This is a genomic window from Pseudomonas sp. ANT_J28 (genome assembly GCF_008370005.1).
In the GTDB taxonomy this organism is placed as follows: domain Bacteria; phylum Pseudomonadota; class Gammaproteobacteria; order Pseudomonadales; family Pseudomonadaceae; genus Aquipseudomonas; species Aquipseudomonas frigoris.
This window is the reverse complement of sequence record NZ_VOBM01000074.1, coordinates 1-15,143: the sequence shown is the minus strand read 5'-3', so window position 1 is coordinate 15,143 and position 15,143 is coordinate 1. Positions and strand designations below refer to the sequence as shown.

General features: G+C 58.2%; 15 protein-coding genes and 1 pseudogene. 3 read left to right on the top strand and 13 right to left on the bottom strand.

The features are described from left to right. Positions 1–223: 223 nt before the first annotated feature. Positions 224–763: an RNA 2',3'-cyclic phosphodiesterase gene (thpR, locus tag FQ187_RS29035; RefSeq protein WP_149632116.1), complete on the bottom strand. Its 540-nt coding sequence runs from the start codon at positions 761–763 to the stop codon at positions 224–226. A 60-nt stretch (positions 764–823) separates the two neighbouring features. Between thpR and FQ187_RS29030 the strand changes: the two genes are divergently transcribed. Then, positions 824–1,018, top strand: coding sequence for a hypothetical protein (locus FQ187_RS29030; RefSeq protein ID WP_129444967.1), 195 nt, complete (start codon positions 824–826; stop codon positions 1,016–1,018). Positions 1,019–1,032: 14 nt separating this feature from the next. Here FQ187_RS29030 and FQ187_RS29025 read toward each other — a convergent pair whose 3' ends face one another. Beyond that, the gene (locus FQ187_RS29025) at positions 1,033–1,386 is read right to left on the bottom strand and encodes a DUF1428 domain-containing protein (RefSeq protein WP_149632115.1); all 354 of its coding nucleotides are present in this window, start codon (positions 1,384–1,386) and stop codon (positions 1,033–1,035) included. A gap of 15 nt (positions 1,387–1,401) precedes the next feature. Beyond that, on the bottom strand, positions 1,402–2,469 hold the full coding sequence (locus FQ187_RS29020) for a hypothetical protein (protein WP_149632114.1): 1,068 nt from the start codon (positions 2,467–2,469) through the stop codon (positions 1,402–1,404). A gap of 436 nt (positions 2,470–2,905) precedes the next feature. On the opposite strand from FQ187_RS29020, the gene FQ187_RS29015 reads away from it, so the two are divergent. Next, a complete protein-coding gene (locus FQ187_RS29015; RefSeq protein WP_149632113.1) occupies positions 2,906–3,166 on the top strand; it encodes a hypothetical protein in 261 nt (86 codons plus the stop codon). Here the strand turns inward: FQ187_RS29015 and FQ187_RS29010 are convergent. The 6 genes from FQ187_RS29010 to FQ187_RS28985 form a co-directional block, all read right to left on the bottom strand. Further along, positions 3,138–4,085 carry an NAD-dependent epimerase/dehydratase family protein gene (locus tag FQ187_RS29010; protein ID WP_149632112.1) on the bottom strand — a complete coding sequence of 316 codons (948 nt, stop codon included), beginning with the start codon at positions 4,083–4,085 and terminating at the stop codon, positions 3,138–3,140. The two genes, FQ187_RS29015 and FQ187_RS29010, sit on opposite strands and share 29 nt — an antisense overlap. Positions 4,086–4,088: 3 nt before the next feature. Beyond that, a complete protein-coding gene (locus tag FQ187_RS29005; protein ID WP_149632111.1) occupies positions 4,089–5,204 on the bottom strand; it encodes an HlyD family secretion protein in 1,116 nt (371 codons plus the stop codon). A 6-nt stretch (positions 5,205–5,210) separates the two neighbouring features. Further along, the gene (locus FQ187_RS29000; RefSeq protein WP_149632110.1) at positions 5,211–6,059 is read right to left on the bottom strand and encodes a hypothetical protein; all 849 of its coding nucleotides are present in this window, start codon (positions 6,057–6,059) and stop codon (positions 5,211–5,213) included. 1 nt (position 6,060) lies between these two features. Next, positions 6,061–7,389: a glycosyltransferase gene (locus tag FQ187_RS28995; RefSeq protein ID WP_149632109.1), complete on the bottom strand. Its 1,329-nt coding sequence runs from the start codon at positions 7,387–7,389 to the stop codon at positions 6,061–6,063. Between the two features lie 5 nt (positions 7,390–7,394). Continuing rightward, the gene (locus tag FQ187_RS28990) at positions 7,395–8,783 is read right to left on the bottom strand and encodes a diguanylate cyclase domain-containing protein (protein WP_149632108.1); all 1,389 of its coding nucleotides are present in this window, start codon (positions 8,781–8,783) and stop codon (positions 7,395–7,397) included. A gap of 483 nt (positions 8,784–9,266) precedes the next feature. Continuing rightward, positions 9,267–10,157: a LysR family transcriptional regulator gene (locus FQ187_RS28985; RefSeq protein ID WP_149632107.1), complete on the bottom strand. Its 891-nt coding sequence runs from the start codon at positions 10,155–10,157 to the stop codon at positions 9,267–9,269. 134 nt (positions 10,158–10,291) lie between these two features. Here FQ187_RS28985 and FQ187_RS28980 point away from each other — a divergent pair, with 134 nt between their 5' ends. Continuing rightward, complete coding sequence (locus tag FQ187_RS28980) at positions 10,292–11,722, top strand: MFS transporter (RefSeq protein ID WP_149632106.1); 1,431 nt, start codon at positions 10,292–10,294, stop codon at positions 11,720–11,722. A 13-nt stretch (positions 11,723–11,735) separates the two neighbouring features. Here the strand turns inward: FQ187_RS28980 and FQ187_RS28975 are convergent, their stop codons facing one another. The 4 genes and pseudogenes from FQ187_RS28975 to FQ187_RS31085 form a co-directional block, all read right to left on the bottom strand. Beyond that, a complete protein-coding gene (locus FQ187_RS28975; protein WP_149632105.1) occupies positions 11,736–12,176 on the bottom strand; it encodes a cupin domain-containing protein in 441 nt (146 codons plus the stop codon). A 590-nt stretch (positions 12,177–12,766) separates the two neighbouring features. Next, positions 12,767–14,170 (bottom strand): MFS transporter, encoded by a 1,404-nt coding sequence (locus FQ187_RS28970; protein ID WP_149632104.1) that lies wholly within the window; start codon positions 14,168–14,170, stop codon positions 12,767–12,769. Between the two features lie 531 nt (positions 14,171–14,701). After that, a pseudogene (locus tag FQ187_RS30660) lies at positions 14,702–14,968 on the bottom strand (DUF1801 domain-containing protein); the annotation flags it as partial. Positions 14,969–14,975: 7 nt separating this feature from the next. Beyond that, positions 14,976–15,143: IS3 family transposase (locus FQ187_RS31085; RefSeq protein WP_371925565.1), on the bottom strand; the 168-nt coding region annotated here is incomplete at its 5' end.

Below are 15,143 nucleotides of genomic sequence, written 5' to 3'. Positions count from 1 at the left end.
GTGCAACGAGGCTGCGATCTTTTGATCTTGTTTTTTCCGGATCAAGATCAAAAGATCGCAGCCTCGTTGCACTCGACAGCTCCTACAGAGGGTTGTGGACACCCTGAATTCTGTTTTCCGTTCACGCAGCGCCTTACCACCGCTGCACTCCTATCTGCAGAACGGCCTCACCTGGCTTCCTCGGTTAAGGTGAATTTGGGCGCCCTCCTCGGGCGCCTTTTTTTTATGATGGAACGAGCGGCCACTCGGCCAGCGCTCGGTAGCGGCCCTTATGGGATTCGAACAGGGTGAAGTGATCGGCTCGCAGATAGAACTTGGGCGGCGTCGCGGACTCTGGCACCGGCGCTCGGTAATCACGCATCAGCGTCAGATGCGGCCGAAACTCCTTCGGCGAATCCTCAAATCCGAACGGCAGCATTGCCTGCTCAAGCGCATACACCAGCCGCAGCAACTCCGGTGATGCCTGTTCCGGAGCGAGCACCAACACCCCTGCCCTGCGCCAGACATCCAGCCGATCAAGCGCAACCCTCAAAGGCACACCTGGTGTTCGAATATTGGCAGCGGCCGTGCAGATATCGGCGATTTGCGCCACCTCGACAGCGCCCAAAAACATCAACGTCAGATGAAAGTTCTCCACCGGTACCGGGCGTCCGTTCCTGAGCTCAAGTGCGCTGCGCCATTGGGCAATGGCCCGACGTTGCTCGGGAGCGCAGTTCAGGGCAAAAAACAGTCGTTTTAACGGCTCATGAGATTCGTCGCTCATATCTGGCACCTCCTGACATCCAAGTTATAGTTCATGCAAACAATTCAAATGGAGGGGGCCATGCGAGAGATCATCAGCAAGGAACCATGGTGGGCCGTGCCACCGAAACCCGGTCAGGATGAGTCCGAGCTGGAATGGGGCTGGCTGGTTCATTACAACGAAGGTGAGCCGCGCTTCGAGTTCGTCAAAGAGCGGCCGACGGACAGCGAGATTCGTAATCGCAAGAGTTGCAGGATCACCCCGACACCGGAGTGATCCTGTCGTTGGTTTCAGGCTTTTACGATCATTTCGAACCCGCCAAAGATCAGCCTCTGACCATCGAACTGCATCGGGTTGACGTCCTGCTGCATGCGCGGATCGGTCATGAGTTTTTCCATGCCTGCATCGCGGGTGGTCTTGTCTGGCCAGACGATCCAGGAGAACACCACGGTTTCGTCTTCCTTGAGTTTTACTGCCATCGGAAACGAGGTCACTTTGCCGTCAGGGACGTCGTCGCCCCAGCATTCGGCAACGCTGAGGGCGCCGCTTTCCTTGAAAATGACAGCGGCGGTTTCGGCGTGCTTCTTGAATTTTTCGCGGTTGGCGGTGGGTACGGCTGCGATGAAGCCATCAACGTAAGACATGGTCGTTCTCCTTGGTTATGGGGCGATCTGCTGGTTAGTCGATTCCGACGGGCCCCAATCGACAGATCCGCTGCCCGAACTGACCGACGGTACTTCGGCACTCCCCGCCAGATTGCCCTCGATCTGCGCCGCCATGTACAACGTACCGGCCATCACGCCGGTGGTCGGGTTTTGCACCAGCTTCAGCCAGGCCTTGTCGAACGTGTTACCCAGACTGCTGCGAATCAGTGCCTCGCTGTCAGGCCGGTCATTGGCCTGGATAATCGCGCGAATCCCCGCCACACCCACGGAAATCAACCCCCCGGCCAATTTGCCCGCTGCAGCGGCCACTGCACTGGCCGCACCTCGCGGGACCATTTCGGCTTCCATCCGTTGACTGGCGCGCTTGGCCACCGGCGCCATGGCGGTATCTGTCGAACCCACCCCCTTTTCACCGCCTGCCTTGTGGATCTTGTCGATCAGCGCCGCATAGGCCGGCAACGTATTCAGAGGTTGGGTGTGCACGACCTGATAAAGCGAGGCGTCCCTGACGGGAGGCGGCCCCAGGGCAATGGCGGGGATTTTCTGGATCCGCCCGTTGAGCTGAGCCATCGGCACGCCGTGACGCTGGGAGATTTTCTTCAGTTCTTCCTGAAGAATGTCCACGTAGAACGCCGTCGCCAGGCCGAGAATCGCGTCGGGATCGATCTCCACCGCGACCGGCGCCAGCACACGCTGTTGGTATTGCTCCAGCAGATAGGCCGCCAGGCGCTTGGCCGAGGCATCTTGCTCGCCTTTGGCGCTGAGGGTGTACCAGCTGACCTTCATCGATAGCCATTCCTGGGTCCAGTAACTGCTGAACCATGGAATGAAGTTCTCTTCGGTCAATTGATAGACCCGCGTTCGCCAGTAATCCATGGCACCGCGCGCGTAGATTCTGGTCTGCTCGGTGGCCGATTGCGACGCCGCGACAATCTCCTGGTCCACCAGCTGCCAGGTGCTTTGGGAAATGATCACCGGCACCACTTCCACCGGGGCACGCTCAGTCGTGACGCATCCCGCCAACACCACCAACACGGCGACGATCAGCGAACGCAGGTTCAAGATCGCGGTTCCTACAGACTTGCCCGAACGGGATGTCCGGTGTTCAAAGGTCTATTAATTTGAGTATAGGTGTCGGTGTTTGTTCGCTTGGGGTTGAGGGTGTTCTTAAGGGCCTCTTCGCGAGCAAGCCCGCTCCCACATTTGATCTTCAGTGGACACAGTATTTGTGAGCACCGCGGGCCAAATGTGGGAGCGGGCTTGCTCGCGAAGGGGCCGGATCAGTCGGCGAAGATCTCACCATCACTTATGTCGATATTCACCATCGCCACGAATGCCTTCCGCGTAAAAACCGTCAGCGTAGGATCTGCCTTAACCCAACGCAAAACCCCGCATCGGAGGGGCGAATCATGATTATCCATCTCCTGACCTGCCTGGCCCTGTCGGCCGTTACCCTGAGCGTTTTTTCCTGGTACGTCCTGTCCGAGGAGCGCACGTCATGATTCACTCCGTGACCTTGGCGGTGAGCTGTGCGGTGTTCGGCTACAACTACTATTCCCAGTCCTTCGTTTCCCGCAAAACGTTCGAACTCGTGTTCGACAAAAACTTCGAGGCGTTACTGATGCCGTCCTCCGCCAATCACTTCAACAATGAAGTGATCGGGCTCAATGATCAGTTCCGGTTCCTGAACGATGTGCTGGAGGAGCACCTGCTGGCGACTGAGCTCGCCGCTACCGCCCCCCGGAATCAATACTTCTGAGCAGTTGGCCCAGACCCTCGGTAAAACAGGTCGGTGAACTCAAGGAAAAACGCTCAAGCAGGCGACGGTTGTCCGCTCGCGAATGTTTGATATCCCCGGAACGTGGCGCGTCGTAATTCAATGTCAGGGACCGTCCCAAAAGCTCGCTTAACGTCGCCGCCAATTCGTTAACGCTAGTGGATCGGTTAAACCCGACATTGACCGGTTCGATAATCGGCTCTGACTCACCGACCGCCTGTACCAGGACCTTTACGAGGTCATTGACGTAAACAAAGTCCCTTGTTTGCTCCCCATCACCGTAAACCGTGATGGGGAGTTTTTTTTGCGCCCTCTCGCTGAAAATGCTGATGACGCCGGAATAAGGCGATGAAGGGTCTTGACGGGGTCCGTAAATATTGAAAAACCGCAGGATGACCGGTTCGAGACCGTGTTGGCGTCGGTAGAAATCGAGGAAATGTTCGCTGGCCAGCTTGTCGGCGGCATACGGGGTCAGCGGATTCTTGGGCGTGTCCTCGGTAATTGCCATGCCCTCGCCATTGTTGCCATAGATCGCCGCACTGGACGCGTAAACCACCCGTCTTACGCCTGCCTGGCGCATGGCTTCGCAGATATTCAGCGTACCGATGAAGTTGCTTTGGTGAGTCGCGATCGGGTCATCGACCGACGCCTGCACCGAGGCCACTGCAGCCAGATGCACCACCGCGCTGCAGTCTTTCATCGCCCGCTCCACTGTCGGCGCATCGGCGACATCCCCCACCACCAGGGTCAAATGGCAGCGATCAATCGGCAGGTTCGACAGTTTCCCACTGGAAAGATCGTCCAGAACCCGAACGCTATAACCGCTTTCAAGCAGTGCTTCGACCAGGTGCGAACCGATAAAACCGGCACCGCCCGTCACAAGAATTCGATCAGCAGTCATGATTTATTTACTCCCCGGCGCAGTGGTGGGTGTTCGATCCATTGCAATGAAGTCGCCTAATTGCTCGATGAATTCACGGCTGTTACTGAGCATTTGTTGCCAGTCGGTCGGAAAACGAACATTCAACGGCAGTTGATCGATTCTCCAGCGCGGCGACAGGGGGCGATCAAACCGGGCGGCGACCTGCAACCCCATCTCGCTGGCAGCGAACGGCCCACGCAACACCGTCGGCGTGCGACCGGCGCTGTCGACGGCCTGAACAACATGGGCTGCCAACCACTCGCCATCGGGCATGCGAACGCGCAGCGGCTGGCCAATCGCGGCGTAGCTGATGTTCAGCGGTTCCAGATAAATCCACAGCAGGGGCTCTTCCAGCCGCTCAAGGCGCATCAACAACGTTCCGGCGCCGACGTTTTCGCCGGGCGTGACCAACACCTCCGCAATTCGACCGCTCTGGGTAGCCTTGACCGACAACGCGGCGAGTCGCGTTTTCAACCACTGTTGCTCGGCGGTCTGTTGAATAATTTCGCGCTCAACGCTCAGCGGCGACTGACGAGCCAGTTGTTCGCGGCGCTCGAACGCCAACAGGTCGGCTTTAAAAGCGTCGAGTTCGGACTGGGCGGCCAGCACTTCTCCGCGAGAGACTGCGCCTGATACAACGAGGCCCTCAAGCACCTGCACGCGCTCCTCCGTCCTGCTCACTCGGGTCCTGAGCAACTGACGCTCCCTGGTGTCCAGTTTGGTGTTGTTGGTGGGCACCGTTTTGGTCGGCATCGCGGCGAGCTGCAATAGCCGCGCACGCCATTCGGGATTGTCGAGACTGACCAACGGCTGATCGATCTGGACCTGCTCCCCGGCCATGACGAACAGCTGATCGACCCGACCGGCATCCCGTGCGCGTACCTCAAGAATCGGCAGGCGCAATTGCGCCGGCGCGTCGATCATCACCAGGCCGTAAGTCAGCCGCGCTCCCAGCCAGATCAAGGGACTCGCGACCAGGAACAGGATCAAATACCAACGCACGCGAAACGCCATGCGTTTGCCCGGTGCGTACAGCACCGTCAAACCCTGTTCCTGGGTGGGGTTCAGTTCTTTGCGACTGTCGAATCGAATCTTCATGACGGCTCACCGTTTTGGAAAGTCTCGCCAGGCTTGCCAGTCAATGCCGGCAATTCCCCGTGGTTGCAGCTGTTCGCGCCAGACATTGGTCTGGTGCTGCAACTGCTCAGTCGACGCGCCGGCCCAGGATTCTGTGGAATCCAGTTGCGGCTCCGTGCTTTGCGCCAGGCGAAACTGCAGATCAGGCCAACGTTGGGCGATCTGCTCTGCCATTCGTGCGCTGTTTTTCGGGTTGCGGGTATAGATCATCAGGCTGACCTGACGCACGCCCGCCTCGGGAAGCGCGCACGGCAGACAGGTTTTTCCGGGTTTTGCCTCTGCAAACCAACGATGATGGCTGGAGATTTCTACCGGCCATGGGCTGGCTGCGGAGGCTGCGCGCAAGGTATCGAGCAAGTCCTTCAAGCGCTGATCCGGGACCGGCACGCCCAGTTGTTCGAGCTCCAGGTCCAGGTGCAGGCTGGTGAATGAAAGCCCCTTCAGCTTCGCCAGTAAATCGGTGAGCTGATGGCGTTCCTGCGGCTCGATCCAGGCCGGATCGCCGAGCAACAGGCTGACTTGCACCCCCTTGCCGGCCGCGTCCTGCAGCAATTGCTCCAGCCGTTCGCGCGTCGTGACAAGGTCTTTCAACTGGGCGGACTTGAGGCCCAGGTAGATCTTGGCCATCCCGGCTTTACTCAGTTGCTCGAGCTCCGCCTTGCGCTGATCGGGATCGAGCAACGCTTCGCTGTCCCAGACATAACTGGCCTGGGACCATTGGCTCGACGGCGCCCCCACCGCCTGGGCCGAAAGGGGTTGTGCCGCCATTATCATCGGGGGCAACGACAGCGTCAGCAGCAGAAGTATCGATCCCATATCAAAACCTCGTGGCTCGTTTAAGCACCCACCATGGCGCCATCGAGCTTTCTTCGTGGCCACGGCGAAAGATCTCGTTGAGCATCGCCACTGCGCTCCAGCACCGCAGGAGTAGCATGAACAGCGGGAAGAAAGGCACCAACAACCCCAGGGTCATGTCCTTTCCAGGCCGGTCGGACACCATCAACAACATGGCGCCGAACAACAGCGCGGTGATCGTCAGGTACAGCGCATAAATCAGTACAAACAGAAACAACAGCGTCTTGCCCGGCAGAACAAATAACGCCAGCAAGGTGTAGCTGAAGATGAGGAACGGCAGCACCAGCTGAAAAAAGAAGCCGCTGAGCAGGATCATCAGAAAGGTCGGCCAGCCCAACAAGCTGGGGTTGATGTTGTGGTTATGCTTTCTGATGTACAGAAAAAACAGGTCGCCATCCCAGCGCAAGCGCTGCATCAGAAACTGACTGAGCGTCGACGGTGCATCGGTGTGTCCAATCGCTTCCGGCTCAAAGGGAATCCTCAAGTCGTGTCGCTTGAAGTAACTTTTGATGCGCAACGTCAGGTCCAGATCCTCCGCGGTGTGCGTGTTCCAGCCTCCGATTTTCACCAGGAAGCTACGGCGGAATGCCCCGAAGGCCCCCGAAACGTTATTGACCAGGTTCCATTCGGCCAGACCGATTTTCGACATGTGGATGGATAACAGGTATTCCAGCGCCTGCATCGCGGTCACCCAGGACGCCCAGACATTGCGCACACGCAGGCTACCGGCGACCGCAGGCACCGACGGGTCCTCGAAATGGCGCACGATTGAGCTGACCATGTTGTTGTCGAAGGACGTGTCACCATCAAGCGCCATCACGATTTCACCGCTGGCGAGCGACAGGCCGGCATTCAATGAAGACACCCGCCCGCCCCTCTGCCATTTGGCGATCGGGCGCAAATGACGCCGGGGGTACAACTGCGGATCCACGCTGAAACTGCGCACGGCGCTGAGCGTCGGCTGGTTTATCGTGGCCCCGTCCACCACCGGAATCATCTCGATGTGGCCGGGGTACGTCTGCTCGCACAGGCTTAACAGCGTGGTCTGAACGTCCATCCCTTCGCTGTAGCAGGTAATGATGCAAGAGACCTTGGGCCGATAGACACTGATCTTCGGTACACGGGTACGCCGACGTGCGAACCAGCGCAATACCCCCAGCATCACCATGATCATCAGGGGCAACTCAAAGATCAGAAACAAAGGGAAAAGCATGAAAAACACCCGGCTCAAACCATCCGGCCCCATGAGCGCGCCGAGTGCGCTGAGGAGTTGCTCCAGGAAAGGACTCATGGCGGTCACGCCAACTCACTGGCCAGACGGGCCAGTAGTAGTTCGCCATCTTCCTGTTCGAGCAGATCCTGGGGCGCCGTAATGCTGACGACACGCAAGGAAATGTCGCTGACCTCCGGTGCTGAAAACAACTCGGCGACCCGGCTCAAGCGTTGCTTGACGGTCTCCAGGCCCTTGCCATCGGTATGGGGAAGCATGATCCAGAAGTACTCTTCGGTACTTCGAGAGCAGCGGTCTGTTTCCCTGACGGTTTCCTTCAACCGATCAGCCACGCTATCGATGAAGGCATGGCCGTGGTGTTCACCCAGGCGAGTCAACGTGCCGGCCAGGTTGACGAAGCGCAGACCGAGTAGTGAGAAGGCAGGCGACTGGTAGCGGCGTACGACCTGCATCTGCCAGGTCAGCAGGTCATAGAAATCCTTGCCGCCTAACAGATTGAGTCGACCGAAGTGATGGACCGTTTGATCGCTGAACTCCTGGCGGCAGCGGAAACGGCCGGCCTCGGCCAGGCGAAAATCCCTGACCTCGCGTACTCGCAACTTGTCAGGCGTGTGTGACAGGCCGCAGTCCAGGCAGCGCGCCTGCACTTCGGCATCGACAAAAAACGCCTGACATGACCGACAGCGATAGTTCTCCATCGGGCGGTCGTAATCACTGCCGATATGGCGCAACCGGTTCAAGCAGTTGGGGCACAACAACACCCCGTCTTTGAGAAAGGACTCCTGTGGCCCCACGTGCCCACAGGTGAAGCAGTGCAATGAAGGTTGCCGTGAAATGTCCAGGGCCTGGCATTCGGCACACACATCAATGTAATTGAGCCGGCCCGAACCACAGTCCGAACAGAGGCGAACGCGATCGACCAGAACCCCTTCCTCCAGCCAGTCCTGTTGCACCATTAAACTGAGCCAGACAAACGAGTTGACCTGCTCGTTATCAGCCAGGGCGTCCAGCAACGGATAGCGATAATGCTGAGGCACCTCCGGGTCTCGCAGGGCATAGACGTGGGCGTTGTCGCGCAACCACAACCATGAAAGCACCCGACTTTCAAAACGCTCGGGGGCGGATCCCTGTTTGAACAACCTGTAGCGTTCTTGCCACACGCCCCAGAGGGTTCTTATTTCGCTGGAATCGACAGGGCACGCACCGTCACCCAAGGCTTCACACCAGTCATTCTGATCACGGCAACAAAAAATGAGGGTGTAGCGATAAGGGGGAATCGAGCGCAACTTTCGAAGCACCTGCCCGGAATAAGCCGCTGGCAGGTCCAACAGCAAGACATCAAATGCGGGTGCAGCCAACAAGCTGCCTAGGTCGGCGAAGTGTTCAAGCTTCGGAAGATTCAAGCTTGGAACTCTATTACCGAGTATCGCAATCCGTGGAGTTGGAGTAGGCATGTCGCACGGCCTCTGCGGACAGACAAGTGCGGTTAGAAGGAGGTAGAAACACTAGCACCGCAGCAGAAAAACGTCAGCATTATTATGAAGTTATTTTATCGACATGTCGGCCGCCAATATTTCGCCATCAATGTTAATTGGATCCCGCCTTACTCGCCGCGTTATGGCTCGACAAACAACCTGATCATCACAAAAAATAATCATTTATATTTCATCAGTTTATACACAACAAGTAACTCAAGCGTTACAATCATACTCACTACTAGTTAATGGCCATCATTGATAGCGTCGCGCTATTTAATGGTATCAGCAGTTAATTCCCATTTACGACAAAATCTTCAGGCACCGCCCATACATCAATAAGTTCAAAGCATTTTTATACCAAAACATACTCACTTATAGAACCAGAATAATCATGCAACAGTTACATGAGTGAAACATCATAGTTTCAATAACGAACCATAGATCAAATCTGACAACTTTTTACTCAGAACAAACCTCTCGAAGACAACCCCGGAACCAGCGATGTACAGGATCGGCATCCATCCGCGGATGCCAGAGCATGGCGACAGTGAACGCCGACAGAGACAACGGCAACGCAAAACTGTGCATGCCGGCGCGCAGGTTGGCGGTGTGCCGCTCGGGAACGCTGGCGATCAGGTCGGTGGCCCGGGCGAGTGCCAGCGCAGTGGAGAAGCCTGCAACGATGGTTGCTATCTGCCGCGTCAGTTCCAGGGGCTCAAGGGCTTCATCAATGGGGCCCTTGTCGAGCCCTCGCCGAGAGACACTGATGTGGCTGCCCGCCGCATAACGTGCGGGGGTTATCTCGCCTTCGCTCAGCGGATGCCCCATTCGCACGACGCCAATGAAACGGTCCCGGAACAAGCCTTGCGTACGCAACTCCGGCCCAGCGCTCTTCCCCACCACTCCCGTTTCCAGATCGACCGTCCCGTCGCGCAGTGACGTGTTGTCTTTGTCGGGTTTGTGCATGAAGCGCAGCCGCACGCCAGGGGCTTGCTCGGCGACGCGGGCAATCAGGTCCGCGCCAAAATTCTCGACAAAACCTTCACTGGTGCGCAGCGTGAACGTGCGGCTCAGCTGGCTAAGGTCGGGTTGCTCGGCGGGACGAAGGACAGCCTCTGCATCCTGCACAAGTTGACTGACCCGCTCGCGCAGTTCGAGCGCTCGCGGAGTGGGCACCAGACCCCGCCCGGCCCTGACCAACAGCGGATCGCCGGTGGTTTCGCGCAATCGCGCCAGCGCCCGGCTCATGGCCGACGGGCTCAGCCGCAAGCGCTTGGCGGCGCGCGCCACGCTACCTTCGGCGAGCAATACATCAAGGGTGATCAGCAAGTTGAAATCGGGAGTGGACATGCGGCGCCCCGTGGCAAAGTGATATGACGTTTAGCGCACGAATTAAGTGCAAATGGTGCATCTTCCGCCATGTTAGGCCGGGGCGTAGATTTCTGATAGCTCCGCTTCGGGAGTGGCCAGAAATGAGGAACAGCATGAAATCAATCAGTGCAGTCGCAGCGCATGTGCAACAGACACCGTCGGTTCGGTGGGCGCTGGCCAGTCTTTCACTGTCGATGCTGCTGTCCTCGCTCGGCACCAGTATCGCCAATGTGGGTTTGCCGACGTTGGCCCAGGTGTTCAACGCTTCCTTCCAGCACGTGCAATGGATTGTTCTCGCCTACCTTCTGGCCATCACTACCCTGATCGTCAGCGTTGGCCGGCTCGGTGACATGATGGGTCGTCGGCGGCTGCTCTTGGCCGGCATTGGCGTGTTCACGCTGGCGTCGGCATTGTGCGGCTTTGCACCCACGCTCTGGATGCTGATTGGTGCCCGGACACTGCAAGGACTCGGCGCGGCAATCATGATGGCGCTAACCATGGCCTTTGTCGGCGAGACGGTAGCGAAGGCAAAAACCGGCAGCGCCATGGGCTTGCTCGGGACGATGTCGGCGATTGGCACCGCGATGGGGCCGTCCCTCGGTGGCCTGCTGATTGGCGGGTTCGGCTGGCGGGCGATCTTCCTCATCACCGTACCGCTGGGTTTGCTGACGCTGGTGCTCGCGCATCGCTACTTGCCCGCCGACCGCCAGAAGCCCAAGACCGATCGTGCCGGCTTCGACCCACTGGGCACGCTGCTGCTGGCATTGACGCTCGCCGCTTATGCGCTGGCCATGACCCTTGGGCGAGGCAGTTTCGGCCCGCTCAACATCGTCTTGCTGTTGGCGGCGGGCGTCGGCGTCGGCCTCTTTGTGTTCGCCGAGGCTCGAGTCACCTCTCCGTTGATTCGATTGGCGATGTTCCGCGATTCCGTGCTCAGTGGCAGCCTCGCCATGAGCCTGCTCGTAGCGACAGTGATGATGGCGACGCTCGTGGTCGGGCCCTTCTATCTCGCGCATGGGCTGGGGCTTGATGCCGTTCTGGTTGGACTGGTCTTGTCGGTCGGGCCGTTTGTCGCGGCACTGACGGGTGTGCCCGCTGGCCGTATTGCCGACCGCTTTGGCGCCCAACGCATGACACTCGCCGGGCTCGCAGCCATGGCGACCGGGTGCCTCACGCTATCGGTGCTGCCGGAGTCGTTCGGCATCGGCGGCTATCTCTTGCCCATGGTCGTGATAACCCTCGGCTATGCCCTGTTCCAGACAGCCAACAATACGGCGGTCATGGCGGATGTTCAGCCGGACCAGCGAGGCGTCATCTCCGGCATGCTCAACCTGTCGCGCAATCTGGGGCTCATCACAGGTGCGTCCGCCTTGGGCGCGGTGTTCGCGCTCGCATCAGCCTCGGTCGACATTGCAACGGCGCGACCCGAAGCGGTTGCCAGCGGTCTGCGCATCACCTTCGCCGTGGCGCTGGTGCTGATCGCTGTCGCACTGGCCATCGCGCTGGGAAGCCGCGCGTTGGCAGTGCGTCGTGACCGCCGGTAAGCCGGCAGGTCGTTTATTTTTCCAGCACGACCAGTGGCGTGTCTTTCTTCACAATGTACGTCGCCAGCTCAGACGCTTTGTTCGCGCCGACGTTCTTCGCGACGTGCGAGGTGCCTGCGGGGATGTACAAGGAATCGCCAGCCTTGAGCGTTACCGGTGGCCGCCCCTCAAGCTGATATTCAAACGTGCCCTCAATCACGTGGGCCACTTCCACCCCGGGATGCGAATGCTTGGGGGACACCACACCCGGCTCGAAATCAACGCGGACCTGGATCACTTCACGCCCGGCGATATCGAGATCCTGGCGCAGCAGATCGGTGCGGTGAAGGCCCGCCTGCCAGCTTTTTGCTGGAGGCGCCTCTTCAGCTTGAGCGAGGCCCGCGAAGGCAGTGAGTGCCGCAGCAACGGCGACGCCAAGCATGCCAGCGCAGATACGGTGGTTGAAACGGGACATGGCATTTCTCCAATGGGTGCGCGGGAATGCCGCGCGGAGGTTGCCGCGGATGCGGTGGCTCTATTTGGAGGGCGCCGTGTATCGCGCAAGTGTCGCCAATGCCTTGGTTTTGTATGCGAAGGTAGCTGCAGGCGCGCTGGATACGTTCCGATACAATCGGATCCTGCGGAACAATCGGATCCTGCGGACACGAAAAAGCCCGCACTAGGCGGGCTTTGTAAATCGAGTAGGTGGCCGGCGCTGGTCTCCGGCTTACAAGGTTTATCAGGCCTCCCACAGAACAGTTTTGTGCTGTCCTGCTTCACACGGCATAAGGGCTGGATCTCAGCGCGGAGATCTTTCTAACCGTGTACCCTTCGGAACGCGCCCCACGTTTCCTTGCCATCCGCTTGCGCATCAGTCTGCGTCTTCACCTACACCTTCAAGAGTAGTACAAACACCAAAGCGCAAGGCGGGCTTTTTAGATCAATTTTGTCCTGTAGCAAGCGTGGCAGGATGGAAAAATGATATCGCCAGTCACCCGGGGAACAGGCCGACAAAAATAGTTGTCGTGTACCCCGCTTTTCGGCTCACTGGGTCGTGCCAGCCGTTTACAGATCGGTGATTTCCTTATGGCGTGGCACCAGCGTCTTCATCACGCTCCACGCCACCAGATAGGCCACCGCACAGATGGCAAACATGATCATGTAGCCGGTATGGATATCGCCGAGCAGTTTGTAATGGTCGATCACCCAACCGCCGGTCTTGGTCATCACGACGCCGCCCAAGCCACCGGCCAAACCACCAATGCCGACCACCGATGCGATGGATTTTTGCGGGAACATGTCGGACACGGTGGTGAAGATGTTGCAAGACCACGCCTGGTGCGCCGATGCGCCCACGCCGATCAGCAGCACCGGCACCCAGAAACTGATGTAACCGAATGGCTGTGCCAGCAACACCAGCAGCGGGAAGAAGGCGATCACCAGCATGGCTTTCATACGGCCGTCATATGGCGCGTCGCCGCGTGACATGAAATAGCTGGGGAACCAGCCGCCGCCGATGCTGCCCACCATGGTCATGCTGTACAACACGGCCAGCGGCAACACGATGGCCTGGCCCTTCATGCCGTATTGCGCTGACAGATAGGTCGGAAGCCAGAACAGGAAGAACCACCACACGCCGTCGGTCATGAATTTGCCGAAGGCAAAGGCCCAGGTCTGGCGGTAGGTCAGCAACTTGAACCACGATACTTTTTTAGCGGCGGCACCCGAGTCTGTGCCGGTGAGCGCTTGTGCGCCCTGATCGCTGCGGATGTAGGCCAGTTCCTGCGCCGACAGGCGTTTTTGCTGTTCCGGTTTTTCGTACATCGCAATCCATACCGCCACCCAAACGAAGCCCAACGCACCGATCACGATGAACGCCGCTTCCCAGCCCCAGAGGCCGGCAATCAGCGGCACGCAGATCGGGGCCAGGACCGCGCCCACATTGGCACCGGAATTGAAAATACCGGTGGCGAAGGAGCGTTCTTTTTTCGGGAAGTATTCGGCGGTGGCCTTGATCGCAATCGGGAAGTTACCCGCTTCGCCGATTGCCAGCACAGCGCGCGACAGCATGAAACCGGCGATCGAAACCGGGATGACGGCAAGGCCCAAGGCGCTGCTGATGCCGGCAATGCCCTCGCCCATCGGCTCCGCAAAGGCGTGCATGATCGCGCCGGTCGACCAGATGCCGATCGCTACCACATAGGCGGTCTTGGTGCCGATCTTGTCAACGAAGCGGCCGGCGAACAGCATGGAAATCGCGTACACAAACTGAAAAACGGAAGCGATGTTGGCGTAATCGGTATTACTCCAGCCAAATTGCGTCGACAGATCCGGCGCCAACAGACTGAGCACCTGACGGTCCAGGTAATTGACCGTGGTGGCGAAAAACAACAATGCGCAGATCGTCCAGCGGTACTTGCCGACGGCCTGGCTGATTCGTTGCGGATTGATGGGCTCGTTCAGATTCATGGCATCACTTTATTGTTGGATTATGGTGATGATCTCTCGGTTTCAAGCGAGATCAATTGTGTCGTAGAGCATCGGCAAAACGCGATGAATCCGCGCCACAGCCCGGTTCAGCTCATTAGCGTGGGCACTGCTCGGACACTGGAATCATAAGAAGCGGCATTCAGAGAGGCGCGGGGGGGTTGAATTCATGATGGGGCCGACACTCTTTTTTATTTTTAGGGTTTAACAGTCGATGATCGTCTGTCGTCGTACAACCGTGTCTTTTATATCGAGTTCACTACTAGGCTGTCAATCTGAAAAAACAGCCGTTCGTCTCGACAAGGACCGCCCGTTAACATTGCGATTTCGTACGCGAGCTGCTGGTTGTGGGGCCGTTAGCCCTTTGACGTTTCGGGTGTTAAACGCGGGGGATCGATGATTTAATGATTGAGCATTGTTGTACGACAACGTGCTTCACACGCCATGACGAGAGACCTCGATTGCGGTCAACTCGTCAGCGTGCTTTTCGACTGGAAGATCGGCGAAGACGAATCAGGATTTCGCAGGCGGTTTGGTGCGAGCGGCCGCTCGTGCCGAGGCGTTGAGCGCCACAGCGGCGAGAATGAGCGCCTTCAATGCGCTCTCATCAAGCTTGTCCCCCTCATGCAAATCAATGGCACGTCGGGTGTTGCCTTCAAGACTGGCATTGAAAAGCCCTGAAGGGTCTTCCAGCGAGGCGCCCTTGGCAAACGTCAGCTTCACGACCTGCTTGTAGGTCTCACCGGTGCAGATGATTCCGGCGTGCGACCACACTGGAATGTAGTGGTCAACTAATTCCGGACACCTCGATAGGTGATTTTGACGCCGTCGCCCGTTCGTAAACGGTCGGTGGCAGATATCCCAGTTTCGAGTGCAGCCGTTCGTTGTTGTAAAACCCAACGATGTACTCAGTGATGTCGCGTATCGCCTCGGCATGGTTGGCGTAATCACGTCG